Genomic DNA, 23,403 nt, shown 5'->3' with positions numbered 1-23,403 from the left:
GGTCAACAGAATCGAGAGGTGTCAGCAGATTGTCAGAGCAAATTTGTGCGTTTATGCATCAATAAGCTGTTGGATCTGAGCGAGGATCTGGAAACCAAGTGTGTCTTTGCTTTCCAGTGGCAGAGATTTATCGCCGCCTTTCCAATAAAGGTGCAGCTCATTGCTATTGCTATTGAAGCCTTGCCCTTCGACTGAGACGTCGTTGGCGCAGATCATATCGAGGTTCTTTCTTTCCAGTTTACCGCGTGCGTACTTCTCAACATCTTGAGTTTCCGCTGCGAAGCCGACAGTAAATGGGCGTCCTTCCGTCATTGAAGCGACAGAAGCGACGATATCTGGATTCTTAACCATTTGAATGGTCATGTCGTCTTTACCGTCGACCTTTTTAAGCTTTTGGTCTGCGATGGTCTCAGGGCGGTAATCGGCAACCGCGGCGCAGCTGATGAAAATATCGTGTTGAGAAGCGTTAGCAGTAACCGCATCAAACATCTGTTGAGCGCTGTCGACATCGATACGATTAACCTTGTTTGGCGTCGCTAATGAAACAGGGCCACTGATTAGAGTCACTGTTGCGCCTTGTTTAGCGGCCGCTTCAGCCAGTGCATAACCCATCTTGCCTGAGCTGTGGTTAGTAATGTAACGCACAGGGTCGATGGCTTCACGAGTCGGCCCTGCAGTAATAAGCACAGAACGGCCAGTAAGCGGCTTAGGTTGGAAGAAGTCTTCACAACGATGTACGATCTGCATTGGCTCTAGCATACGCCCCATACCGACATCACCACACGCTTGCTCGCCAGCTGCTGGCCCCCAAATTTCACAACCACGACGCTTTAGAGTTGCGATGTTCTCTTGAGTGGCAGGGTGGCTGTACATTTGCTGGTTCATTGCTGGAGATACCGCAACTGGCGCATCGGTTGCTAAAACCAAAGTCGTCAGTAGGTCGTTACCCATGCCAGCTGTCATGCGAGCAATCAGGTCTGCGGTTGCTGGTGCTAGTAATACCAAGTCAGCCCACTTTGCGAGCTCGATGTGCCCCATGGAAGCCTCAGCAGCAGGATCAAGCAAACTATCAGACACTGGCCTTCCAGAGACGGCTTGCATGGTGAGAGGAGTGATGAACTCCTTGGCTGCATTTGTCATCACGACTTGTACTTGTGCTCCACGCTCAATTAAGCGTCGAGTCAGTTCGGCACATTTATACGCAGCGATACCACCACTAATGCCAAGTAGGATTTTTTTCCCAGCTAGGCCTTGTAGGTCAGCGTTATCCAGTTGATTAACCAATGTTTGCATGATTCTGTTCCTTAATTTCTCTGGGACTTACGATATCAGAACAAAGGATTAGTGCCTAGAAGCAGAATTAGAACAGATTTGACGCTCATCAAGTTGGTGTTATCAAACTTATCAATTACACGGTTTTGCTAGTGACTCGTTTCCTTTTATCTCTATCGAAGGATCTCCGGTTACGATCTCATTAAGGTGGTGGGTCGTGTTCATTACTAGTGATTAGCTTTTATATGCCAATAGATAAAATGCCTGCCGAATCGATGCCGAGAGAAAAGTTATTGAGTCGAGGGCCTGATTCTTTGAGTGATGCGGAACTGCTCGCGATATTTCTGCGAACAGGGACACAAGGAATGAACGTGTTGGAACTCGCTGATAAGTTGATCAAAGACTTTGGCTCGCTCCGTCACCTTTTTTCAGCAACGCAGGAAGAATTTTGTGCCCATAAAGGGATGGGGCAGGCCAAGTATGCTCAATTACAGGCTGTGTTAGAGATGACACAGCGCTATCTAGCAGAGACGTTATCTCGCGGAGATGCACTCACTAGCCCTAGTCATACTAAGCTTTATCTTTCGAGCATGTTGCGTGATCGCCAGCGAGAAGCCTTCTATATATTGTTCCTCGATAACCAAAATAGGGTAATCAAAGACGAAGTTATGTTTGAAGGAACCATCGATGCCGCATCGGTTTACCCACGGGAAGTGGTTAAACGGGCACTTCATCACAATGCGGCGGCATTAATCTTGGCTCATAACCATCCTTCGGGTGTCGCGGAGCCCAGCCAAGCGGATAGGAGGATTACACGCCGATTGACCGACGCATTAGCGCTGGTGGACATCCGAGTTCTCGACCATTTTGTCGTTGGAGATGGCGAAGTTGTCTCTTTTGCAGAGCGTGGATGGATTTGAATCACATTTTAGGTTGTTAGTTGCGTTAAATCTGCTATTATTCCGGCCACATTTTTAGACCTAAAATCAGCTCTGATTACTCAAGCAAGCTGCGCTGCACAAAAAAAGATCACGAAATCCGTAAAAAGGATCTGTTCGGGTCTTGAGCAATGCGTGTCAAGTTAGTATAATGCGCGACCTTTGATAGCCTTGTATGGATTTTCCATAACGGTTTTTACCTTCTATTTTAATTGATAGAGAGGTTCGGCCACCAAGGTTGATATCGAGCTGAAACGATTGGAGAAGACATTCATGTCCCGAGTATGCCAAGTAACTGGTAAGCGTCCAGTAACGGGTAACAACCGTTCACACGCACGCAATGCTACTAAGCGCCGTTTTCTGCCGAACCTACAAACTCATCGTTTCTGGGTAGAGAGCGAAAAACGTTTTGTTAAACTACGTCTAACTGCTAAAGGCATGCGTATCATTGATAAGAAAGGCATCGATGCTGTTCTTGTTGATATCCGTGCACGTGGCGAAAACGTTTAAGAGGAATTAAGCAATGGCTAAAGGCATTCGTGAGAAAATTCGTCTAGTATCTTCTGCAGGTACTGGTCACTTCTACACAACTGATAAGAACAAGCGTAACATGCCAGGCAAATTTGAGATCAAAAAGTTTGATCCAGTAGTTCGCCAGCACGTTATGTACAAAGAAGCTAAAATCAAGTAATTGATGCTTTTTTTGCTCTTCTTCAGTAGAAGAAAGAATTGAAAAACCCAGTTTAATCGCTGGGTTTTTTTATATCTAAAATTTGAGGAACTCAATTATTCTTGCTTGATATAGCCTCTGATAGATAGAAATCTGTACAACATAGAAAGTATTGCCACTTTCACGATATACTGAATGTTCAATAGGTTAGATGAGCAGAATCAGATGAGATATCGTGGACGCCGGTGGAACAACATACTCATGTTCAGTGTGATCGCTTTTATTGGCGTGTTAAACCTTCCAACATTGATCAAAGCGTACCTTATCGAGCCTGAACCGCAGGTTGATAGCCCTTATCCTTATCTCCTGAACCCAACAGCAAAGCTTCAAGCGTTACACTTTGCTAAGTGGTCTGTCATTCAACAAGATAATCAATGGGTTTACCAGTTCGAAGATACTGACTTTCCTCAAGCCACCAATGCACAAGAGCTGTCACAACGTTGGAAAGAGCTTGTGGGCACGGAAGTCGACTCACAGACCTACACAGACCTTACGCCTCGGTTAAATACACCACACACCATCGAAGTATGGTATCAAGACCAAGAAGAGCCCCAGCGTATTACCTATTATCAATTGCCTGAGTTCTGGTTGTTAAAAAACTGGAATGATCAGTGGTTGGCGGTGTCTATTGAAGAGAGCTACCTGTTTCCAAGCTTTAACGCTAACCACTCCTCTAAATCGGACGACTAACTATGCCTGAATTACCCGAAGTCGAAGTAAGCCGTATGGGGATCTCGCCTCATTTAGTTGGCGAGACCATTAAAACCCTTACTTTTCGCACGCCTAAGCTGCGTTGGGATATCCCACAAGAGTTAAAAGCATTAGAAGGGCAGGTGATTCGCTCTATCTCGCGCCGTGCAAAGTACCTATTGATTGAAACGGATACTGGCACTGCCATTGTTCACCTTGGTATGTCTGGCTCACTACGCGTATTAGATGCTGACTTCCCAGCAGCAAAGCACGATCACGTGGATCTTAAGCTCACTAATGGAAAAGTACTACGCTACAACGATCCACGTCGTTTTGGCGCTTGGCTGTGGTCTGCTCCCGACGAAACACACCCTGTGTTGCTCGGTTCTGGCCCTGAACCACTAACCGATGACTTCAACGCTGACTACATTGCTGAGAAAGCAGAAAAGCGTAAAGTGGCCGTCAAGCAGTTCATCATGGACAACAAAGTGGTGGTGGGTGTCGGGAATATCTACGCTAACGAAGCCTTGTTCTCTGCAAAAATCCACCCGTTACGATCGGCAAACAAAGTGACCAAAGCCGAATGGATCTTGTTAACCGATGAGATTAAACAAGTACTCGCAACGGCTATCAAGCAAGGTGGTACTACGCTGAAAGATTTTTCTCAGGCTGATGGTAAACCAGGCTACTTCGCACAAGAGCTGCAAGTGTATGGTAAAGCAGGTGAAAAGTGTCCAAGCTGCGAAGCATTGATTCAAGAGCTAAAAATCGGACAGCGCAATACGTTTTATTGCGAAGAGTGCCAAGTATAGAAAATCTGAACTCGTGTTCACTTTTTATTGCTAGTCGATAGGCTAGCGAGTGACTACAATTGTACTAATTATATGAATTGAGAATAGTAGAATGAAATATTTAGTAACTGGCGTTGCTGGTTTTATTGGCTCTGCAGTGTCAGAGCGACTATGCGCAGCAGGCCATGAGGTTGTCGGTATTGATAACTTGAATGACTACTACGAAGTCTCTTTAAAGCATGACCGCCTTAAACGTATCGAACATGAAAACCTGACCTTTATTGAGCTGGATCTTGCTGATAGAGAGGGCATGGCGAAGCTGTTTGCTGAGCAAAAATTTGACCGTGTGATTCATTTAGCAGCGCAAGCTGGCGTTCGTTACTCAATTGATAACCCAATGGCGTATGCCGATAGCAACCTTGTCGGTCACTTAGCTATTCTTGAAGGTTGTCGCCATAATAAGGTTGAACACCTCGTTTATGCTTCATCGAGTTCCGTTTATGGCTTGAATCAAAAAATGCCATTCCATACAGCAGACAGTGTTGATCACCCGATTTCACTGTACGCCGCGACTAAGAAGTCGAATGAGTTGATGGCGCATACCTATTCTCATTTATACGACGTACCAACGACAGGTCTTCGCTTCTTTACGGTTTACGGCCCTTGGAGTCGCCCTGATATGGCGATGTTCAAGTTTGCGAATCTAATCGTAGCGGGCAAAGAAATCGACATTTATAACAACGGCGACATGATGCGTGACTTCACTTATATCGATGATATCGTTGAAGGCATTATTCGTGTACAAGATCGAATTCCAGCAAAACAGCCAGATTGGACGGTAGAGCAAGGATCACCGGCGACCAGCTCTGCACCATACCGTGTGTTCAACATAGGTCATGGTAGCCCAGTTAAATTGATGGATTACGTTGAAGCATTGGAAACGGCTTTAGGCATCGAAGCGAAGAAGAACTTCATGCCAATACAACCTGGTGATGTGTACGCGACTTACGCCGATACTGAAGATCTGTTTGAAGCAGTAGGCTATAAGCCTCAAGTTAAAATCCAAGAAGGCGCCAAAGCATTTGCGGATTGGTATAAGGCTTACTACTCACTGTAAAACCCAAATTTCAGTCATAAAAAATAGCGCTCAATGAGCGCTATTTTTGTTTTTGAATGCAGGGTTATTTCACTGTTTTCAGTTTGATCTCATCTGCAACTTTCTGTGGCACAAACTGACTTATGTCTCCTCCATGTATAGCGACTTCACGAACAATGGTTGAAGAGAGGAAAGCATACTCTTCTGAAGGGGTCAGAAATACGCTTTCAAGGCCAGGTAGGAGCTTACGATACATGCTAGTGAGACCAAACTCGTACTCAAAGTCCATGGTTGTTCTTAGACCACGTACTAATACGTTTGCTTGCTGCTGTTTAGCAAAGTCGACTAGTAACCCTGAGAATCCCTCTACAGATACGTTAGGTAAGTGAGACACCGCATCACGTAACAACTCTACACGTTCATCTAACTCAAACATGGTTTTTTTACTTGGGCTCGCTGCTACTCCAACAGTGATATGGTCAAACATGCTAGCGGCACGAACAATGATATCAAGGTGGCCATTGGTCACCGGATCAAAAGTTCCTGGATAAATAACGTGTGTGCTCATTTTAGCTGTCCTTGCTTAATGTAGTGTTCGAATTCGGTGCTTTACTAGAGTTTAAGGCCTTATCGAGTTGCTGCTTTACCATATCGAGTGTGATGTCTTTCATCAGGTCATCGCCTTTAGCACGGGTTCCCCATGGAAGGTCTGCGACTGGTTTACCTTGTTGTGCTTCTACGTGCTGTTGATAAACACTCACTACGATATCGAGATCGTTGTAAGGTCCTGTTCTACGAGGATCGCTGTGCGCGTACAAGCCGATTACAGGCGTTGACTGCGTAGTTGCCAAGTGGGCTGGGCCAGTATCAGGTGCCAATACAACCGTTGCATGTTTCAGTACGGCAGTCAGTTGCTTCAAGTTCGTTTTGCCAATCAAGTTGGTTACTGGCGACTGGCATAATTTTTCGATGTCGCTACCAAGGTTAACTTCTCTTGGTGCCGGAGAACCACATAACACCACTTGCATGCCTTGTTCGACAGCATAATCAGCAATAGCTGCATATCGCTCAGTTAACCAATTGCGTGAATCTTTGCTTGCAGCTGGGGAGATAACCAAGGTCGGCTTGTCTGCCATGGTGCTAATTGCGAGTTGTTCATCTTCAGGTGTTAAAGGGATATCCCATTGAGGCTTATCGAAGGGGGCACCAATGTAGCGAGCAAATTCGGCAAAGTTATCCAACACATGAAACTTATCTGAAATAGGTAGATGGTGGTTGGTAAAGAGTGACTGCATTTCACGAGTACGGTTTTTGCCAAATCCCACTTTGCACTTCGCCTTTATCCCCCAAGATAGCACGCTGGCTCTGAGTGCGGCTTGCATATGCAGAAGTGCATCAAATTTACGATCAGATAGCTGACGCCATAATTCACGCATTCCTTTGAAGCCTTGTTTCTTATCGAAAACAATCACCTCAATACCGGGTAGATCGCCGATCAGCATGGCTTCTATTTTGCCCGTTATCCAAGTGATTTTCGTTTCAGGCCACTGCTTCTGGATGGCTTGAACCACAGAAATAGCATGACAAACATCGCCAATCGCGGAGAGGCGAAGTATGCAAAGAGATTGAGGTGCAGTTGAGAACAGTGACATAAAGTGCCCGAAAAAAGTGAATAACATCAGAATTATGCAGATACTCGCATTAGTTGTAAAATAGCAATGACGAAAAGCGACCCAAAGGCCTCATAGATGGAAACGATTAGCACCAAGAACCAAACAATTTGGTACGACCCTGAACTTTTGGCTCAGGTACCAGAGGACGATATCGCTCAGATTTTTGAGGCTGAATATTGGCAGCAACAAGACGCCATTTCAGGCAGTGCTCAAGGACGCGGTACCACATGGTTCATTCAGCTTGATGGAATACAGGCCGCATTGCGCCATTATCGCCGTGGCGGATTGTTTGGGAAGCTAGTCGAAGACCAATATCGCTTCTCTGATTGGGAAAGCACGCGCTGTGCGATGGAGCTTAATGTTCTCAAGGCATTGGCAAACGCAGGTGTGAATGTACCGAAGCCCATTGCTGCTAGAGCCATTAAAAGCGGACTACTTTATCGAGCGGACTTAATGTCTGAACGAATTCCCAATGCCAAAGATTTGGTTGATGTCTTGGTCAATGGCCCGATAGATGCGGATGTTTATCGTCGAATTGGGCAAGAGGTACGCAAGATGCACGATGCTGGGGTTAATCATACCGATCTCAACATTCATAATATCTTGCTTGATACTTCACAAAACGTGTGGATTATTGACTTTGATAAGTGTGGTCATCAAGCGGGTGATGACTGGAAAGAAGACAACTTGAATCGCTTAAAGCGCTCGTTCTTAAAAGAAGTGAACAAGCGCCAGATTCAATGGCAAGAGCAGGATTGGGAACCGTTATTGCAAGGCTACCAAGGTTAGTTGCTGTTAGTTAAGAGTGGTGACTAGCTAAGAAGGCCATTAGCTAAGAATGTATGCCAAGGTTTTATTCAACGCCCCTCGGTTCTGTTCAACTACTTGATAAGCCGCTAAGCCTTTAGTTTTACGCAGTTCTGATTGTTTGAACAGTTGTTGGAGTTGGCCTGCGATATCTTGGCTATCTTGACAAATAACCACGGCATTGGCTTCCAGTAGCTTGTCGGTGATCTCGCTAAAATTAAAGTAGCTAGGGCCATTCAGTAAGGGTAGCTGTAGAGCTGCTGGTTCTAGAAGATTGTGGCCACCTACCTTATCGCCTACAAGGCTTCCTCCCATAAAACACACATCAGCACCACCGAGTAAGGTCAACATTTCTCCCATCGTATCAGCAATATACACTTCAACATCAGAGGCGATAGGTTGTTGACTTGTTCGAGTGATGGTGTTGAATTCTTGCTGTTTAGCCAGTTCCGTCACTTGGCTGAATCGTTCAGGGTGACGAGGCACAATCATCAGCAAGGTATTTGGATTGTCTTTAAGGAGCTGTTTATGAGCGTCTAAGATAATTTCATCTTCGCCTTGATGAGTGCTGGCTGCTATCCACACACAGCGTTCAAAGCCAATTTGTTCACGTAACGCTTTGCCTTTTGATACTTGTTCAGCTGAAACTTCAATATCAAACTTGATCGACCCAGTCACATGCACCGATGCTTTATCTAACCCTAATCGTATAAAACGCTCAGCATCACTTGGGTATTGGCAGAGTACTTGAGAAAGGTTTTTCGCTAGAAGGTTAAAGACGGATTGGAATTTAGCATAGCGCTGGCACGAGCGCTCAGATAGGCGAGCGTTGAGTACTGAAATAGGAATCCCAGCTTTCGCGACGCAATGTAACGTGTTTGGCCAAAGCTCTGTTTCCATAATCAACATTTGCTTTGGTTTTACTGATTTAAGGAAGCCTCGTACACACCAAGAAAAATCAATCGGCATGTAGCGATGTTCGACCAAATCACCGAGTTTTTCTATCTGCTCTGCACCCGTGCTGGTTGTGGTGGTAACGATAATGGCTTGGTTTGGATTGCGTCGCTTCAGTTGCTTTATGATCGGTACGGCGGCAATCGATTCACCAACCGATACTGCGTGAATCCAGATAGGATTCTTACCTTGAGTTTGCGGTGTGATCCCGAAATGTTCTTTCCAACGCTGACCAAAACTTGGCTTTCCAGGTTTGCTCTTATAAAGCCCATACAGCAGTAGCGGAGAAGCTAATGACAATATGAGAGTATAGATAAGTCGTATAAGCATAAGAACAGTGACACCAGAAGGCAAAATCAATATTCAGAAGAGTATTTTCTTCAATCTCGAAAGTAAAGAGCGTTATAATTAAATGCTTAGTTGCGCTTTCAAACGGACATGGTGAATTTTATCTCATCGCTTATGCAAACCTATCAAACCTATCGTTTCTTGCTCTACGTCGAGCAAAATTATTCATTTGCTATTCTTCGCCCATTCTATGATTACGCGAAGCAACTCGGCCATGAGGTTAAGTGGTTGCTTGTTGGTGAAGACGCTTCTGAACATCTTTTACTGGATCAAGAGCAGAGCGTCTCTTTGACAGAAGCTATTGCCTTTAATCCTTCTGCCGTTCTAGTGCCCGGCGATCGTGTTCCAGCGTTTATTCCAGGGTTGAAGGTACAAGTATTTCATGGTTTGAACGAGAGCAAACGTGGGAACTTATACCCTGAACGTGGTCTATTTGATTTGTATTGCACCGAAGGCCATGAAAGAACAAGCTCGCTTGAGCCGCTAGCTAAGCAGCGCGGCTATTTTCAAGTTAAAGAGACCGGGTGGCTGAAGCTCGATAGCTTGTTTAATTATCAAACCAGTGACAAGCATTTTGAAAGACCGCAAATTCTATTCGCTTCTACCTTTTCGCCAAGCTTATCGTGTGCTGAATTGGTTTATGAAGAGCTTAAGCGCCTAAGCAAACTGAGCCAGTGGCAATGGTTAGTCACATTGCATCCTAAAATGAAGCAAGAGACACGAGAAAAATACCAGGCGTTGGAAGGGGACAACCTTCTGTTCTTCGACAATGATCGAGTGATTGAAATGCAGCATCGTGCTGATGTTATGGTGTGTGACAACTCATCGATATTTCAGGAATTCTTGTTGCTCAATAAGCCTGTTGTCACGGTAAATAATCGAGACCCTCAAGCAAGCTTTATTAACATTACTAAAGCCGAGCAATTAGAGTCAGCAATTAAGCAAGCAATGCTACCTAATGAAGAAAGAGATAACGCTATCGCTCATTACGGCCCGTCAATAACACCATATTTAGATGGGCAATCCTCAGCGAGAGTTCTGAGTGCTATTACTGATGTGCTAGAAAGCGGCTGGCAAGATAACAAGCCAAAAAATTGGATTCGTAACTTTAAAATCCGTAAATCATTAAACTATTGGAAATTCTAGGGCTGAATAATGAGAAAACATACCCTGTCTGTCATTGTTATTACCAAGAATGAAGAAGACCGAATTGAAACTTGCCTAAAATCTGTGGTTGATATTGCCGATGAGCTAATTGTGTTAGACAGCGGATCAACGGACACAACCGTTGAGATATGTCAAAAATACACAGACAACGTGACCATCACCGATTGGCCGGGCTTTGGTAAGCAAAAGCAAAGAGCGCTAGATAAAGCGACATGTGATTGGGTGTTATCAATCGATGCAGATGAGGCTTTAGACCCTGAAATGAGCAAGGCTCTTGTTGAATTATTAAAACAAGATCAAATTAAACATACTGCTTATAAACTTCCTTGGGGAGTGACTCTTTATGGCACGACTCTAAAACATGGCCGCAGTGCTCGTGCAGTATTAAGACTGTTTAAGAGAGAAGGCTCTCGATATACGTTAGACGAGGTTCACGAGACCGTCGTTCCGGAGCAAGGCTCTACAGGGATATTGAAGGGATTTCTTCTTCATTACACCCATCGTGACTATGGCCACGGCCTAGATAAAGCAGCGCAGTACGCCTGGCTCGGCTCGCAAAAGTACCATCGTAAAGGCAAGAAATCACATGGCCTATTCCTCGCTCTACTACGAGCGATATGGACGTTCTTCTTAGTCTATATTATCCGTCGTGGCTTTATGGATGGTAGTGTCGGTTTCATTATGGCTATGACTTACGCTCAGGTGAATTTCAATAAATATGTCGGCTTGTGGATTCTTGAAAATCGCTCAGAAGACCGTTCAACAGACCAAGCTAAATAGGGACCGATAGATGAAGATTTTAGTTTGTGCATCTTACTTACATGCATGGAATAGTTTGCGTCCAGAAGCTGCGATTTTTATCGAACTAGCTCGTCAAGGGCATCAAGTGACGATAATGACTCAGGGAGAATCTGAGCACGTATCGAAGCTAGAAGAGCACGGTATCCGAGTAGTAGATGGCTATCCGAAACGTAAAATTTGTTTTGATACCATTAAAAAGATCCGTCACGAGTTAAAAACGCACAGTTACGACATCTGCTATGCTTTTAACTCTAAGACAATCCCCAATGCAGCATTTGCGTGTATTGGTTTCAACGTTAAATTAGTCGTTTATCGAGGCACTACTGGTGGATTGTATCGACATGACCCAAGTGCTTACCTAACTCAGCTTCACCCTCGAGTAGATGGCATAGTCTGTGTTTCAGAAGCGGTTCGACAAGATGTGGTGAAGCGCGTTTGGAAGAACAAAGATAACGTTGTTACCATATACAAAGGGCATGAATTGGATTGGTATAAAGTACCACCAACTGAGCGATCTGAATTTGGCTTGAATGAAGATGATGTCGTCGCGATTACTGCAGCGCATGTAAGGCCAAGTAAGGGCATCTCTGTTTTACTTGAGGCGACCAAATACATTACTGCACCGAACTTCCATTTGATCTTAGCGGGCAGCGGCTATGAGACTCATTTTGATGAGATGAAAGCAAGTCCTATGAGTGAGCGTATTCACTACATTGGTCATCGTACTGACATCCCTTCAATCATGTGTATGGCTGACTTTCAAGTTCAGCCATCGATTAGCGGAGAAGGGCTACCACGCACTATTGTTGAAGCAATGGCCAATGGCACTACTTCTGTAGTTACGACTACTGGTGGAGCCCCTGAACTCGTTGTAGATGGCGAGACGGGTTATATTGTCCCAACTGGTGACGCTAAAGCGTTGGGCGATGCTATGGACAAGCTCGCACAAGACAAGGCCAAGTGCACAGCCATGAGTGAAGCGGCTAAGAAGCGCCTAGATGAAAGCTTTAGCTCACGAGTGACAGTGAAGAAGCATTTGGAATTTTTTGATAGATTGTTGAGTAAATAATGATGAACCTGTATTTGTGTTCTACATTACGACACTTTCTATTTGCTTTATTGAAATCATTAAATGAGATAGAGCAGAAAAGTAGAATCATAGTTGTTACGGATCAACAGGGACTTGATCCTGAAAGCTTCGATTTGTCTATCTTACCCAGTACCATTACTGTGAAGTTTATTGAGAGAAAAAAACTTCTTGAAGAAATATATAGTGGTGGTATGGGAATTATTCATAAATGCTTTGCTGTTGCTAATTATCAAAATGATTTTTTCAAAAAGAGAACCGATAATAAGCTATATGAAAGTGAAATATTAAGTGAGCCATTCACAACCGAAAATACTCGTTTGTTTTTATTTAATGATCGTAACCGCCTTTCAAGACTAATACGTTTAGCTTTCCCCTTTTATGAAGTTATAGAAGACGGGTTGTCGAATTATACAGGCACTGAGCTAAGTTTCACTGACCGTTTTTTTTGTAATAAAAAAGGTCGACGTTATATTGGAGATGATAGACGCTGTAAATTTATCCATTTACTAACCCCTGAATTGGCTCCTAGTAAAATTGCAAGCAAAGTACAACGTATAGACTTCATCGTTCCTAATAACGTCAACACATTCTTGTATTCAATTTTTAAGTTGGATAATTCAAACGTAGTGATCCCTGATGTAATCATTGCAACTCAACCTATTTCTATCTCTGGCATGAACGAGTCAGGAAAGGATATAGACATTTATCGTAAGATGGCGGAGTACCTTGAAGATCAAAACTGTACATATGCTTTTAAAGTACACCCTAGAGAAAATGAAGATAAGTATAAAAGTGCGTTTCCAGATTCAAAGTTTATAAAAAGCAAAGTCCCATTGGAGTTGTTGGTGTTTGGTTCTACAAGCTCACCAGTAGTCCTATCGGTGTACTCTAGTGCTGGCATGGGATTTGAAGGTTTTTGCCGTAGAATGACTTTGATAGCGGATGATGAAGCTGAGATTCAGGCTGAGATTTATAATAAATGGAAAGAAAGTCTTTTAGACTTAAATAAACGCTTAGAGGCAATGTTTTGATGAAAAAAATGGTTTTTGTGATATCAGCTTTGCGGGGAGGTGGAGCAGAGAAGTTTGTTCTTAACCTTTATAAGGCGATGGAAAAATATCAAGACTATGAGTGTCATATTGTCTCTATAGAAAAAGCTGTTGAACACGATATTGCAGGGTATAGAGTACACTTCGTTAGTGATTTTTGTAACGTATCTAAAAAGGGTTTAAGACGTCTTTCATATAAGAAAAATGTGGCAAAATCCATAGATGCATATGTCACTAAGAAAATCTCAAAAGATGCATTGGTACTGAGTAACATGTTACTTGCTGACAAAATAATGTCTGAAAGTACTTTAAAAACTCATCATGTGATACATAGCTCATATTCTTCTGCGTTTTTAAGAGGCAAGAGTTGGATTAAAAAGAAACAAATACAAAGAAAAATCAATACTACGTATAAAAATCATCCGTTGATCTTTGTTTCCGAAGCTTCAAAATGTGAGTATGAATCATCATTTGAGTCTAAATTTTCAAATACTGTTATTTATAACCCAACAGAGTTAGCAGAACTTAAAGATTTAGCTGATGAACCTGTTGATGTGGATAGTTTAGGTGACTATCTTGTTCACATTGGACGATTCAATCGAGCTAAGCGACATGACCGTTTAATTGATGCATTCTCAAAAATGACTAACACATCAGTCAAGCTTGTCTTACTTGGAAATGGTGGCCTGTTAGAGAAAGCTCAGCAACAAGTTAAAGCCCTAGGTCTTGAAGAACGTGTTATTTTTAAAGGTTTTTTAGCGAACCCATACCCTTATTTAAAGCATTCTAAAGGCTTAGTGCTGACCTCTGATTTCGAGGGTTTGCCTACGGTATTAATAGAGGCAATAGCCCTTGAAAAGCCTATACTTACGACGGATTGTTCTGGTGGTATTAGTGAAATAATTGGGGGAAATAATGTGGTAGTATCAAGAGAAAGTCACTTAGCTGATAATATGGACAAAATGCTGGACCATAGAGAACATTATATAGTTCCTCTTGATGGTAAGTTTTTAGCGGAACGTATAGCAGGAATATACCACCGACTTAATCTATCTTAGATTTATGGAGAATTAACCATTTCAGTAGATTAGTCATAATTTATATCTTGTACAAGAAGAGGGGAGTAATATCCGTTTACTTACTCCCGTACTGGTACATTAGTAGATGCTTTTTACTGATTTATCAATATTGCGATGCTAATCATAAATATAAACTTGTTATTCATGAAATATTACTTTCCTTTTTCATCGATGCTGAGAGTAAGATGCTAGTCCAAACCAGATAAAAAATTGTCCCAGAGTTATGATTGAAGAAAGCTTGTGTAAGACAGTAACCGATCATAAGTATGATGCTGACTATTCCAAGCAGGCTAAAGTTCTTAGAGTTCTGACAAGATGATGAGCTGCCCAATACCTTAAAGAAAAGAAAAAATGGTACTAAGAATATGGATCCCAAAGCGCTTAATCCTATAAGTCCACTAACAGAGGCGGCCTCTAGAAATTGATTATGCTCATGATAAGTCATTCGAGATACTTGCTTATCTATAATACCAGCATCACCTAATGATTTTCTTTTTTCGAGTCTTCCATCAATGCCAGCACCCACTAAAGGGTTTTCTAAAAAAGTGATTGATGCACTTTTCCATAAGTTGAGTCGAATCCCCACTGAGGTAAAGGCATTGGTACTCGAGTTGTACTGGCTGTAATCACTGATAGCTTCATTGACTCGAGAGGTAACAGTATCGTTAGTACTAAGAGTAGCAATTGCAAGTGATATCGAAACAAGAGTTAATAGGATAACTTTGATACGGAACAAGTTGAACTTGTAGTGGATAATTACAAGCGTAGCAACGGGAACGAGTAACCAAGAGCCTCGACTTTCAGATTGCAAACTGGCCCAAGATGCCAAGGCGAATGCAATCAAAGACATGATGGAGAATAGATAGTTCTTCTTTTTGATTTCCAATAACGCTATAGCTAGACTAGACATAGCAAATGTGGTGACCATGCCACCCGTCTGAATCTGCATGTAACCTTCAAACCAAAGGTTAGGAATACGCCCATCAAATGCTCTTAGTTCGGGATAATTTTGTAAAAAGTATAGGGCAACTACAGCTGAACAAATTGAGGCTATATTTATCCCGACAGCGAGGCTCCTCCATGATGGTGGGTAGCGCAGTAGTGCAATAAAAATAGGAATAGTGAGCAGCGCTCTACTCGGCTTGTCTATAAAGCTCCACTTCTCACCATGGATAAGCTTTAATACGAAAAAGGTGGCGAAATAATAACAGAGAGTATAGATAAACAGCTTTTCCTCAGAGCTTAATTGAGGTTTATTCTTATTAATAAATAAGCTAGCAATACAAGCGAGCAGTAAGAGAATACTTGAGTAGTTGTATCCCGAGCCATAAGCAATGCATATAACAGGAAAGCAAGCAGCAAAAAAAGGTACTGCTTTTGTGTGAGAAAAGTGAGTTGAAGACATTTTATGGCGGTTACTTTTTATAAGGGTTTACATTGCTATCCGGGCGAGTCTTAAGCAGCCTTAAGATCCACATATATTGCTCTGGGTTTTTGCTCACGTAATTTTCAATACATTGGTTCATCATACGCGCGTCCTCCTCTTCGCCTCCTGTTGGGAAGGGTAGAGCAGGGTAGAAGTCCAAGGTGTATTGGCCTGTACTGCTATCGTATTGAGCAAACAAGGGCACAATTTTAGCTTTACTCAGTTTTGATAGGCGACCAAGGCCTGAGATAGTTGCTTTTTGAGTCGCGAAAAAGTCAACGAAGACACTGTGCTCACGGCCAAGATCTTCATCAGGGAGGTAGTAACCCAGGTACCCATCACGTACCGACTTGATGAAAGGTTTGATACCACCACTGCGATCATAAACACGACCGCCGTATTGCACGCGTTGTCGGTGCATTAGCCAGTCACTGAGTTTGTTTTTTTGTGCTTTCGCCATCGCAGATACAGGTAAATTGCGTGAAGCTAATAATACCGCTGGGATATCGATAGCCCATGTGTGTGGCACTAGCAAGATCACATTCTCGCCACTGTCTGTAATATCGGTTAGATTGCTCAGGCCGTTTATCGCAGTGTTATTCTCTAGCCAAGTTTTACTCTTGAGTGTCAGTGAAGCAAATCCCATCAAAAATGAGATGGAAGTAACGTATGACTGATAGAGAGTTTCTTCGCGCTCTTCGATTGATTGCTCAGGGAAACACATCTCAAGGTTCACTCTAGCCCGGCGGTTAGCCTTATTCTTAATTTTTACAGCTTGCTTAGCCATAAACTTAGCTAATGCTAAACGAATGCTATTAGGTAAGAAGCAGACTAAAGACGATAACAAAACAGCAATCCAAGTTCCCCAGTATTTAGGTGCTAGAAAACCCCATTCAAACTCAGGATTGTAAGCTTTTGGATCAAAATCATTGCGTTGTGTGGTCATTCATTCACTACATTATTTAAATCAGAGAGTTAACTTAATATCGGTCACTCTGGGAATGATTATATTCGTTAGACATTCCCAATAATACACGCTAAAAGTAGGGTGTATTATTGGTCCTAATCTGAAATATACCGTTAAGCGTTTACGATCTTCATGTACTCAGCAACGCCATCGGCTACTGCTTTAAACTCGATATCGCAACCTGTACCGCGAAGCTTCGTTAGGTCTGCTTGAGTGAATTCTTGGTAAGCACCTTTTAAATGCTCAGGGAAAGGAATCGTTTCGATTTCGCCTTTACCATGGTGCTTGATAACTGCCTTGGCGACTTCTTCAAACGACTCAGCATTGCCAGTACCTAGGTTAAAGAGGCCAGATACCCCATTTTCTAAGAACCACAAGTTTACAGCCGCAACATCACCTACATACACAAAATCACGCTTAAAGGTTTCGCTACCTGCGAACAATTTCGGGTTTTCACCGGAATTCATTTGGTTGTTTAGGTGGAAAGCGACAGAGGCCATGCTGCCTTTGTGTTGCTCGCGTGGACCATAAACATTGAAGTAACGAAACCCTACGATTTGCGAAAGCTTTTCGTTGTGTGCTGCTGCATCCGCGGTTAAGCGGCGAACGTAGTTATCAAATTGTTGTTTTGAATAGCCGTAGACATTCAATGCACCTTCGTACTCTCGTTCTTCAATGAAAGTGTCGGTTTCACCGTAAGTTGCAGCTGAAGAGGCATACAAGAAAGGAATTTCACGTTCAACACAGTAATGAAGTAGCTCTTTTGAGTATTCATAGTTGTTGAGCATCATGTATTTGCCATCCCACTCAGTGGTAGCAGAGCATGCTCCTTCATGGAAAACAGCTTCAATATGACCAAAATCATCACCGGCCATGACTTGAGTTAGGAAGTCATCACGATCCATGTAATCCGTGATGTCTAGGTCTACAAGGTTCTTAAATTTCTTACCATCTTTTAAGTTGTCGACGACTAGAATATCGTTGTGGCCCGCTTCATTAAGCGCCTTAACAATATTGCTGCCAATCATGCCAGCACCACCAGTTACGATAATCATAATTTCTAACTCTTTTGAATACAAAACTGTCACGAGTATAGCAAGGAATGGATAAAGCGGGCTAGTGGAATAATTCCCCAACCAGAGTATGATACGGCAAGCTAAGTTATAAATTATGTTGAGTTAATTACTCAAAACTATAGGTATTATCATGAAGATTGCAGTAGCCGGTACTGGGTATGTGGGTCTATCAAACGCAATGCTGTTAGCACAACATCATGAAGTAGTCGCGGTAGATATCATCGATGAAAAAGTGACAATGCTGAATAATAAGCAGTCACCGATTGTAGATAATGAGATTGAGCACTTTCTATCAAATAAGGCGCTGAATTTCAGGGCGACAACAGATAAAGCGGCTTACAAAGATGCTGAGTTTGTCATCATTGCTACACCAACCGATTATGATCCAAAAAATAATTACTTTGATACCAGCTCTGTAGAATCGGTCATTAAAGACGTCATGGATATCAATCCAAATGCTGTTATGGTGATCAAATCAACGGTCCCTGTTGGTTATACTGAGCGTGTTAAGCAAGAACTGAACTGTGAAAACGTTATGTTCTCACCTGAGTTTTTACGCGAAGGCAAAGCCCTGTACGATAACCTACACCCATCACGTATTATCGTTGGTGAGTGTTCGGAACGCGCTAAAGTGTTTGCGAATCTGCTGGTTGAAGGCGCAGAAAAAGAAAGCATCGATGTTTTGTTTACTAACTCAACAGAAGCAGAAGCAGTAAAACTGTTCTCAAATACCTACCTAGCGATGCGAGTTTCTTATTTCAATGAGCTTGATTCTTACGCGGAAGCGCATGGCTTGGATTCTCGTCAGATCATCGAAGGTGTTGGCTTAGACCCTCGAATTGGCAGTCACTACAACAACCCTTCGTTTGGCTACGGTGGCTACTGCTTACCCAAAGATACCAAACAGCTATTAGCGAACTACCAAGATGTACCAAACAACATTGTCGGTGCCATTGTTGATGCTAACCGTACCCGCAAAGATTTTATTGCGGATTCAATCATCAAGCGTTCTCCTAAAGTGGTCGGCATCTATCGCTTGATCATGAAGGCAGGCTCGGACAACTTCCGTGCTTCTTCAATTCAAGGGATCATGAAGCGCTTGAAAGCTAAAGGTATCGAAGTTGTTGTGTTTGAACCGGTATTGAAAGAAGAGCACTTCTTTAACTCGAAAGTCTATTCTGATCTTGCTGAGTTCAAAGCGGTGTCCGATGTGATTGTTTCTAATCGAATGGTAGAAGAGATCGCAGACGTAGCAGACAAGGTTTACACACGAGATCTGTTTGGCAGTGATTGATTCGGCTCTATTTTAGCTAATGCTAATTAGACCAGATGTTAACAGCTCGATCTATCCGTTTAGTGGCGATATACTGAACCTCTAAACGGATAGGGATACTAATAACTAATGAAAACACGTGACAAGATTGTTTACGCTGCTCTAGAGCTTTTTAATGAGCACGGTGAGCGTAGTATTACGACCAATCATATTGCTGAGCATATCGAGATTAGCCCTGGTAACCTTTACTACCACTTCCGCAACAAGCAAGAAATTGTCCGTGACATCTTTACTCTCTATTCAACAGAGTTGCTTGAAAGGTTCACGCCGATTCAAGGCCAGCAAGAAAGCCTGACGCTACTAAAGACCTACTTAGACTCTATCTTCACACTGATGTGGAAGTACCGATTTTTCTACGCAAACCTCCCTGAAATATTGTCACGTGATGAAAAACTCCACCTTGATTACATGGCCGTACAAGAAAAGCTGCAAACGAATCTTGTCGATATCATGCGAGCCTTCGTTGAGTTGAACCTGCTCAAAGCAACGGATACGGAAATGAAATCGATGGTCACTTCTCTTCACTTGATCGCATCGGGTTGGTTGGCGTATCAGTCTGCGATGTCTCCAAAAGCCCAAATTACCGAGCAAGTCGTTCATCAAGGAATGCTGCAGATGATAGCGACCGTTAAACCAATTGCGACCGCGCAAGGTTTTGAACAGCTGACATTATTAGAAGATGGTGTAAGGGCGTTGAACTCTAAATAGAAAGAGACGAGTAAGCGGTATACGGGATTCGAAGAAAGATACTCGCATCCCGTATCTGCTCTTTATCGAACTAACCAACTCTTCGGGTTTTGGGCTTGGCTGTTTCTGCGAATCTCAAAGTACAGTGAAGGGCGCGTTTGGCCGCCAGTGTCACCAGCAAGCGCAATCGCTTCGCCAGCTTTAACCTTGTCACCTTCTTTCTTTAAAAGTGCTTGGTTAAAGCCGTAGAGCGTCATATCACCTTTACCGTGGTCAAGTAGCACCACTAATCCATAGCCACGCAGATACTCGGCAAATACCACCGTGCCAGAGTAAACCGATTTTACCTGCTGACCGTACTTGGCGTTTATCACCATGCCTTTCCAGTTAATTTGCCCCGTTTGACGTGAACCGTAGTTATGTAGAACTTTATCTTTGATCGGCCAAGGCAGCTTACCTTTACGTTTTGCTAGGCCATCCATCGGGACTGCATTACGTCGTTCTCGAGCCGCTTTTTCTGCTTTCGCTATTTCAGCTTTGAGGCGTGTTTCATTTCGCTGAAGCTCTGCTAGGTAATTCTTGTCACCCGAGATGTTTTTCTTGATGCTGCCAACCGTTTTCTTACGCTGCGTTTGAGTTTTGGCTAACGTATCGCGCTTGGTGGTTTGCTGTTTTAGCAGTGTTGCTATCTGTTCTTGCTCAAGTTGACGCTGTTTGTGGCTTTCTTCTAATTCAAGTTGCGTCTGTTCAATCGTTTTAATGGTTGCGGAGCGAGCTTTGGCAAGGTGCTGGTAATAATGACTGATGCGATCTTCTTCTACACCGATGTTGAGAATGTGAGAAGAAGCCTTAGCTCGACTCGTCATGTAGTAAGTCTGAATGAGCTGCTCTAACTTGTCTGTCTGGACTTTTTTCTGTGCAGTGAGCGCTTTAATCTTTGTGTCTAAATTAGCAATATTAGCATTAGCAGTATTGAGCTGCTTTTTACTGTCTAGAATCGCTTTTTCAAGTGAAGCGATGGACAGCTCCTGCTTCTTGAGGTTTGCCTGTAGGCTATCGAGTTTCTTTTGCTGGGAAGAGAGCGCTTTCTGTTGACGAGAGATTTCGCTTGATACGCCTTTCAGTTCACCTTGAGATGCAGCAAATGATGATGAAGACAAAAGAGCAACACCAAGGCTGGCAGATATCAAAAGAACAGTGCTCATTGATTGAACGGGTTTCATCATTATCGTCATTTTGCTCTTATTAATAATCAGCATCTGCTGCGAGTCTTTTCGCATCTCGGCTATCGGCTATTCGTCGGATCCCGAATCTGCTCTTAAATCCCATCACCATGGATGAAGTTCTGAGAGCGACCGTTAAACCCCTGATCCATGTCTAAAGATGGCTTATCAGTTTTCGGCTTTCCAACAATTTTTGCAGGAACACCAGCGACAGTCGTATGAGGCGGAACGGCTTGAAGAACCACTGAGCAAGAACCAATTTTCGCGCCTTCACCCACTTCAATATTGCCAAGTATTTTAGCGCCGGCACCGATCATTACACCTTCTCGGATTTTAGGGTGACGATCGCCACCTTCTTTACCCGTACCACCTAAAGTCACGTCTTGAAGGATAGATACATCATTTTCAACTACGGCTGTTTCACCAATCACGATACCGGTCGCGTGGTCGAGCATGATCGCTTTACCGATACGAGCGGCTGGGTGAATATCCACTTGGCAAGCAACCGAAATTTGGTTCTGTAGGTAAGTAGCAAGTGCAATACGCCCTTGCTTCCATAGCCAGTTAGCCACTCGGTAACCTTGCAAAGCGTGGTAGCCTTTCAGATAAAGCAGAGGCATCGAGTACATCTCGACCGCAGGATCTCGATTTACCGTCGCACAGATATCACAAGCAGCCGCATCAATAATCGATTGATCTTGCTTGAATGCTTGTTCAACCACCTCACGCACCGCCATTGCGGGCATTGAAGCCGTCTTTAGCTTATTGGCTAGGATATAACTTAATGCAGCGCCTAAGCTTTCGTGGTTGATAATGGTGGCATGGTAAAAACTCGCAAGCATAGGTTCTTGCTCTGACTGCTGTCGAGCTTCCTTCACAATGCATTGCCAAACTTTTTGTTGTTCACAGTGTTTCATTTTACCATCCATCTTATCTATTTTATCCCACGACTTAATAAGCGATGTTATCGCTCTGACTTCTTGTCTCGAGCAAGCAAATCTTGTGCTGCTAAGTGTGCGTCTTTCCCTTGATACAGCACTTGATAAATTTGTTCAACGATTGGCATCTCAACGCCCATGCGTTCTGATAATAACCAAACTTCTTTGGTGTTGCGATAACCTTCAACGACTTGGCCAATTTCTTCTTGTGCGGTATCTACATCTTTGCCTGCGCCAAGTGCCAAACCAAAGCGACGGTTGCGTGATTGGTTATCAGTACAGGTTAGTACTAGGTCGCCTAATCCAGCCATGCCCATGAAGGTTTCTGGCTGGGCACCAAGTGCTGCGCCCAAGCGACTCATTTCAGCTAAGCCGCGAGTGATAAGTGCGGTACGTGCATTGGCACCAAAGCCAATACCATCCGACATGCCTGCGCCAATTGCGATAACATTCTTCACTGCGCCGCCAAGTTGCATACCAATGAAATCTGAGTTTGCATACACGCGGAATGTTTTGCCGCAGTGGATTTTTTCTTGGAGCTCTTCTAGGAAAACTTCATCAGGTGAAGCTACAGAGATAGCCGTTGGCATGCCCATCGCTAACTCTTTGGCGAAGGTCGGTCCTGATAGAACCGCTAACGAGTAACCATCACCCAGCACATCATGCGCGACATCTTTAAGCAGGCGGCCGGTCTCTGGCTCTAAGCCTTTGGTCGCCCAACAGATGCGAGAGTCTGAGGCTAAGTAAGGTTTAACGCTATTAAGCACAACGCCGAATACGTGGCTCGGGACTACAAGTAAAAGGTCTCGGCTTGAAGTCACTGCTTTTTCTAAGTCTGATTCAATGATCAGGCTTTCTGGGAATTCTATATTTGGTAGGAACTCATGATTAGCTCGCTCAGATTCAAGACGAGCCATATGAACAGGGTCGTGCCCCCAAAGAACAACATTGGCACCGTTACGCGCTAGAGATATCGCTAAAGAGGTTCCGTAAGAACCGGCGCCTATCACTGTCATGGCGATATCTTTGCCGTAAGCGCTGTCTTTACCGTAAGCGTCTGCCGTGTTAGTCGGGCGAGTTGTGTCTGTCATGCTTCCACCTAAAAATAATGAGGGAAATCGAAGAGTTTTGGAGAAACCCTTTACTAAGAAGAAAAAGCGCTCTACCAAAGTACAGTGTAAATAAAAAATGCACATCGCAGAAGCTGCGATGTGCATTTAAAACTAATTATTTCACAAAAACTAGCTATCGAATAAAAGGCAATCTTC

24 protein-coding genes are annotated in these 23,403 nt (G+C 43.4%); 14 read left to right on the top strand and 10 right to left on the bottom strand.

Translation table 11 applies throughout. The features are described from left to right. Window positions 1-51 precede the first annotated feature (51 nt). Window positions 52-1,293: a bifunctional phosphopantothenoylcysteine decarboxylase/phosphopantothenate--cysteine ligase CoaBC gene (gene coaBC, locus F0229_RS03795; RefSeq protein WP_171732286.1), complete on the bottom strand. Its 1,242-nt coding sequence runs from the start codon at window positions 1,291-1,293 to the stop codon at window positions 52-54. A 224-nt stretch (window positions 1,294-1,517) separates the two neighbouring features. On the opposite strand from coaBC, the gene radC reads away from it, so the two are divergent. The 6 genes from radC to F0229_RS03765 all read left to right on the top strand — a co-directional run bounded on the left by radC (window position 1,518) and on the right by F0229_RS03765 (window position 5,538). Continuing rightward, window positions 1,518-2,192: a DNA repair protein RadC gene (gene radC, locus F0229_RS03790; protein WP_171732285.1), complete on the top strand. Its 675-nt coding sequence runs from the start codon at window positions 1,518-1,520 to the stop codon at window positions 2,190-2,192. 291 nt (window positions 2,193-2,483) lie between these two features. Beyond that, entirely contained in the window at window positions 2,484-2,720 is a 237-nt protein-coding gene (gene rpmB / locus F0229_RS03785) for a 50S ribosomal protein L28 (protein ID WP_004728407.1), read from the top strand. Window positions 2,721-2,733: 13 nt separating this feature from the next. Further along, window positions 2,734-2,901, top strand: coding sequence for a 50S ribosomal protein L33 (gene rpmG / locus F0229_RS03780; protein WP_002535344.1), 168 nt, complete (start codon window positions 2,734-2,736; stop codon window positions 2,899-2,901). Window positions 2,902-3,105: 204 nt separating this feature from the next. Next, on the top strand, window positions 3,106-3,630 hold the full coding sequence (locus tag F0229_RS03775; RefSeq protein WP_032546317.1) for a hypothetical protein: 525 nt from the start codon (window positions 3,106-3,108) through the stop codon (window positions 3,628-3,630). A 2-nt stretch (window positions 3,631-3,632) separates the two neighbouring features. Then, a complete protein-coding gene (gene mutM, locus F0229_RS03770) occupies window positions 3,633-4,442 on the top strand; it encodes a bifunctional DNA-formamidopyrimidine glycosylase/DNA-(apurinic or apyrimidinic site) lyase (RefSeq protein WP_171732284.1) in 810 nt (269 codons plus the stop codon). 91 nt (window positions 4,443-4,533) lie between these two features. Further along, window positions 4,534-5,538 carry an NAD-dependent epimerase gene (locus F0229_RS03765; protein WP_171732283.1) on the top strand — a complete coding sequence of 335 codons (1,005 nt, stop codon included), beginning with the start codon at window positions 4,534-4,536 and terminating at the stop codon, window positions 5,536-5,538. Between the two features lie 64 nt (window positions 5,539-5,602). Here the strand turns inward: F0229_RS03765 and coaD are convergent, their stop codons facing one another. After that, on the bottom strand, window positions 5,603-6,085 hold the full coding sequence (gene coaD / locus F0229_RS03760) for a pantetheine-phosphate adenylyltransferase (RefSeq protein ID WP_171732282.1): 483 nt from the start codon (window positions 6,083-6,085) through the stop codon (window positions 5,603-5,605). 1 nt (window position 6,086) lies between these two features. After that, a complete protein-coding gene (locus tag F0229_RS03755) occupies window positions 6,087-7,169 on the bottom strand; it encodes a glycosyltransferase family 9 protein (RefSeq protein WP_017063093.1) in 1,083 nt (360 codons plus the stop codon). Between the two features lie 96 nt (window positions 7,170-7,265). On the opposite strand from F0229_RS03755, the gene F0229_RS03750 reads away from it, so the two are divergent. Then, window positions 7,266-7,979 carry a 3-deoxy-D-manno-octulosonic acid kinase gene (locus tag F0229_RS03750; protein WP_171732281.1) on the top strand — a complete coding sequence of 238 codons (714 nt, stop codon included), beginning with the start codon at window positions 7,266-7,268 and terminating at the stop codon, window positions 7,977-7,979. Between the two features lie 39 nt (window positions 7,980-8,018). Here the strand turns inward: F0229_RS03750 and waaA are convergent, their stop codons facing one another. Next, window positions 8,019-9,281 (bottom strand): lipid IV(A) 3-deoxy-D-manno-octulosonic acid transferase, encoded by a 1,263-nt coding sequence (gene waaA, locus F0229_RS03745; RefSeq protein ID WP_171732280.1) that lies wholly within the window; start codon window positions 9,279-9,281, stop codon window positions 8,019-8,021. 132 nt (window positions 9,282-9,413) lie between these two features. Here waaA and F0229_RS03740 point away from each other — a divergent pair, with 132 nt between their 5' ends. Genes F0229_RS03740 through F0229_RS03720 form a run of 5 tightly spaced genes read left to right on the top strand, consistent with a single transcriptional unit; the run spans window position 9,414 to window position 14,464 of the window. After that, window positions 9,414-10,445: a UDP-N-acetylglucosamine 2-epimerase gene (locus F0229_RS03740; RefSeq protein WP_171732279.1), complete on the top strand. Its 1,032-nt coding sequence runs from the start codon at window positions 9,414-9,416 to the stop codon at window positions 10,443-10,445. Window positions 10,446-10,454: 9 nt separating this feature from the next. Beyond that, window positions 10,455-11,246: a glycosyltransferase family 2 protein gene (locus tag F0229_RS03735; RefSeq protein WP_171732278.1), complete on the top strand. Its 792-nt coding sequence runs from the start codon at window positions 10,455-10,457 to the stop codon at window positions 11,244-11,246. Between the two features lie 10 nt (window positions 11,247-11,256). Next, on the top strand, window positions 11,257-12,336 hold the full coding sequence (locus F0229_RS03730) for a glycosyltransferase family 4 protein (RefSeq protein WP_171732277.1): 1,080 nt from the start codon (window positions 11,257-11,259) through the stop codon (window positions 12,334-12,336). Continuing rightward, a complete protein-coding gene (locus F0229_RS03725) occupies window positions 12,336-13,388 on the top strand; it encodes a glycosyltransferase family 52 (RefSeq protein WP_240698154.1) in 1,053 nt (350 codons plus the stop codon). The genes F0229_RS03730 and F0229_RS03725 overlap by 1 nt, the downstream gene beginning before the upstream one ends. Continuing rightward, entirely contained in the window at window positions 13,388-14,464 is a 1,077-nt protein-coding gene (locus F0229_RS03720) for a glycosyltransferase (RefSeq protein WP_253820969.1), read from the top strand. The genes F0229_RS03725 and F0229_RS03720 overlap by 1 nt, the downstream gene beginning before the upstream one ends. A 163-nt stretch (window positions 14,465-14,627) precedes the next feature. Here the strand turns inward: F0229_RS03720 and F0229_RS03715 are convergent, their stop codons facing one another. From F0229_RS03715 to rfaD, 3 genes are all read right to left on the bottom strand, one after another. After that, complete coding sequence (locus F0229_RS03715) at window positions 14,628-15,890, bottom strand: O-antigen ligase (protein ID WP_171732275.1); 1,263 nt, start codon at window positions 15,888-15,890, stop codon at window positions 14,628-14,630. Between the two features lie 10 nt (window positions 15,891-15,900). Next, window positions 15,901-16,857: a lauroyl-Kdo(2)-lipid IV(A) myristoyltransferase gene (lpxM, locus tag F0229_RS03710; RefSeq protein ID WP_171732274.1), complete on the bottom strand. Its 957-nt coding sequence runs from the start codon at window positions 16,855-16,857 to the stop codon at window positions 15,901-15,903. Window positions 16,858-16,991: 134 nt separating this feature from the next. Beyond that, window positions 16,992-17,933 carry an ADP-glyceromanno-heptose 6-epimerase gene (gene rfaD, locus F0229_RS03705; RefSeq protein ID WP_017063102.1) on the bottom strand — a complete coding sequence of 314 codons (942 nt, stop codon included), beginning with the start codon at window positions 17,931-17,933 and terminating at the stop codon, window positions 16,992-16,994. A gap of 151 nt (window positions 17,934-18,084) precedes the next feature. On the opposite strand from rfaD, the gene F0229_RS03700 reads away from it, so the two are divergent. Further along, on the top strand, window positions 18,085-19,248 hold the full coding sequence (locus F0229_RS03700) for a nucleotide sugar dehydrogenase (protein WP_171732273.1): 1,164 nt from the start codon (window positions 18,085-18,087) through the stop codon (window positions 19,246-19,248). Between the two features lie 108 nt (window positions 19,249-19,356). Further along, window positions 19,357-19,995 carry a TetR/AcrR family transcriptional regulator gene (locus F0229_RS03695; protein ID WP_017063104.1) on the top strand — a complete coding sequence of 213 codons (639 nt, stop codon included), beginning with the start codon at window positions 19,357-19,359 and terminating at the stop codon, window positions 19,993-19,995. A 62-nt stretch (window positions 19,996-20,057) separates the two neighbouring features. Here F0229_RS03695 and F0229_RS03690 read toward each other — a convergent pair whose 3' ends face one another. The 3 genes from F0229_RS03690 to gpsA all read right to left on the bottom strand — a co-directional run bounded on the left by F0229_RS03690 (window position 20,058) and on the right by gpsA (window position 23,226). Further along, a complete protein-coding gene (locus tag F0229_RS03690; RefSeq protein ID WP_301338062.1) occupies window positions 20,058-21,209 on the bottom strand; it encodes a murein hydrolase activator EnvC in 1,152 nt (383 codons plus the stop codon). Between the two features lie 83 nt (window positions 21,210-21,292). Continuing rightward, complete coding sequence (gene cysE, locus F0229_RS03685) at window positions 21,293-22,114, bottom strand: serine O-acetyltransferase (RefSeq protein WP_009847961.1); 822 nt, start codon at window positions 22,112-22,114, stop codon at window positions 21,293-21,295. Between the two features lie 47 nt (window positions 22,115-22,161). After that, window positions 22,162-23,226: an NAD(P)H-dependent glycerol-3-phosphate dehydrogenase gene (gene gpsA, locus F0229_RS03680; protein ID WP_171732271.1), complete on the bottom strand. Its 1,065-nt coding sequence runs from the start codon at window positions 23,224-23,226 to the stop codon at window positions 22,162-22,164. Window positions 23,227-23,403: the final 177 nt, after the last annotated feature.

The sequence above is a fragment of the Vibrio sp. AIC-3 genome, from assembly GCF_013114515.1.
Taxonomy (GTDB): domain Bacteria; phylum Pseudomonadota; class Gammaproteobacteria; order Enterobacterales; family Vibrionaceae; genus Vibrio; species Vibrio crassostreae_C.
This window is presented reverse-complemented; position numbering and strand designations above follow the sequence as displayed.

Bases quoted from the DNA above. Each gene is read 5' to 3' on its own strand.
- coaBC (WP_171732286.1), bottom strand. From the start codon at position 1,293: ATGCAAACATTGGTTAATCAACTGGATAACGCTGACCTACAAGGCCTA.
- radC (WP_171732285.1), top strand. From the start codon at position 1,518: ATGCCAATAGATAAAATGCCTGCCGAATCGATGCCGAGAGAAAAGTTA.
- rpmB (WP_004728407.1), top strand. From the start codon at position 2,484: ATGTCCCGAGTATGCCAAGTAACTGGTAAGCGTCCAGTAACGGGTAAC.
- rpmG (WP_002535344.1), top strand. From the start codon at position 2,734: ATGGCTAAAGGCATTCGTGAGAAAATTCGTCTAGTATCTTCTGCAGGT.
- F0229_RS03775 (WP_032546317.1), top strand. From the start codon at position 3,106: ATGAGATATCGTGGACGCCGGTGGAACAACATACTCATGTTCAGTGTG.
- mutM (WP_171732284.1), top strand. From the start codon at position 3,633: ATGCCTGAATTACCCGAAGTCGAAGTAAGCCGTATGGGGATCTCGCCT.
- F0229_RS03765 (WP_171732283.1), top strand. From the start codon at position 4,534: ATGAAATATTTAGTAACTGGCGTTGCTGGTTTTATTGGCTCTGCAGTG.
- coaD (WP_171732282.1), bottom strand. From the start codon at position 6,085: ATGAGCACACACGTTATTTATCCAGGAACTTTTGATCCGGTGACCAAT.
- F0229_RS03755 (WP_017063093.1), bottom strand. From the start codon at position 7,169: ATGTCACTGTTCTCAACTGCACCTCAATCTCTTTGCATACTTCGCCTC.
- F0229_RS03750 (WP_171732281.1), top strand. From the start codon at position 7,266: ATGGAAACGATTAGCACCAAGAACCAAACAATTTGGTACGACCCTGAA.
- waaA (WP_171732280.1), bottom strand. From the start codon at position 9,281: ATGCTTATACGACTTATCTATACTCTCATATTGTCATTAGCTTCTCCG.
- F0229_RS03740 (WP_171732279.1), top strand. From the start codon at position 9,414: ATGCAAACCTATCAAACCTATCGTTTCTTGCTCTACGTCGAGCAAAAT.
- F0229_RS03735 (WP_171732278.1), top strand. From the start codon at position 10,455: ATGAGAAAACATACCCTGTCTGTCATTGTTATTACCAAGAATGAAGAA.
- F0229_RS03730 (WP_171732277.1), top strand. From the start codon at position 11,257: ATGAAGATTTTAGTTTGTGCATCTTACTTACATGCATGGAATAGTTTG.
- F0229_RS03725 (WP_240698154.1), top strand. From the start codon at position 12,336: ATGATGAACCTGTATTTGTGTTCTACATTACGACACTTTCTATTTGCT.
- F0229_RS03720 (WP_253820969.1), top strand. From the start codon at position 13,388: ATGAAAAAAATGGTTTTTGTGATATCAGCTTTGCGGGGAGGTGGAGCA.
- F0229_RS03715 (WP_171732275.1), bottom strand. From the start codon at position 15,890: ATGTCTTCAACTCACTTTTCTCACACAAAAGCAGTACCTTTTTTTGCT.
- lpxM (WP_171732274.1), bottom strand. From the start codon at position 16,857: ATGACCACACAACGCAATGATTTTGATCCAAAAGCTTACAATCCTGAG.
- rfaD (WP_017063102.1), bottom strand. From the start codon at position 17,933: ATGATTATCGTAACTGGTGGTGCTGGCATGATTGGCAGCAATATTGTT.
- F0229_RS03700 (WP_171732273.1), top strand. From the start codon at position 18,085: ATGAAGATTGCAGTAGCCGGTACTGGGTATGTGGGTCTATCAAACGCA.
- F0229_RS03695 (WP_017063104.1), top strand. From the start codon at position 19,357: ATGAAAACACGTGACAAGATTGTTTACGCTGCTCTAGAGCTTTTTAAT.
- F0229_RS03690 (WP_301338062.1), bottom strand. From the start codon at position 21,209: ATGACGATAATGATGAAACCCGTTCAATCAATGAGCACTGTTCTTTTG.
- cysE (WP_009847961.1), bottom strand. From the start codon at position 22,114: ATGAAACACTGTGAACAACAAAAAGTTTGGCAATGCATTGTGAAGGAA.
- gpsA (WP_171732271.1), bottom strand. From the start codon at position 23,226: ATGACAGACACAACTCGCCCGACTAACACGGCAGACGCTTACGGTAAA.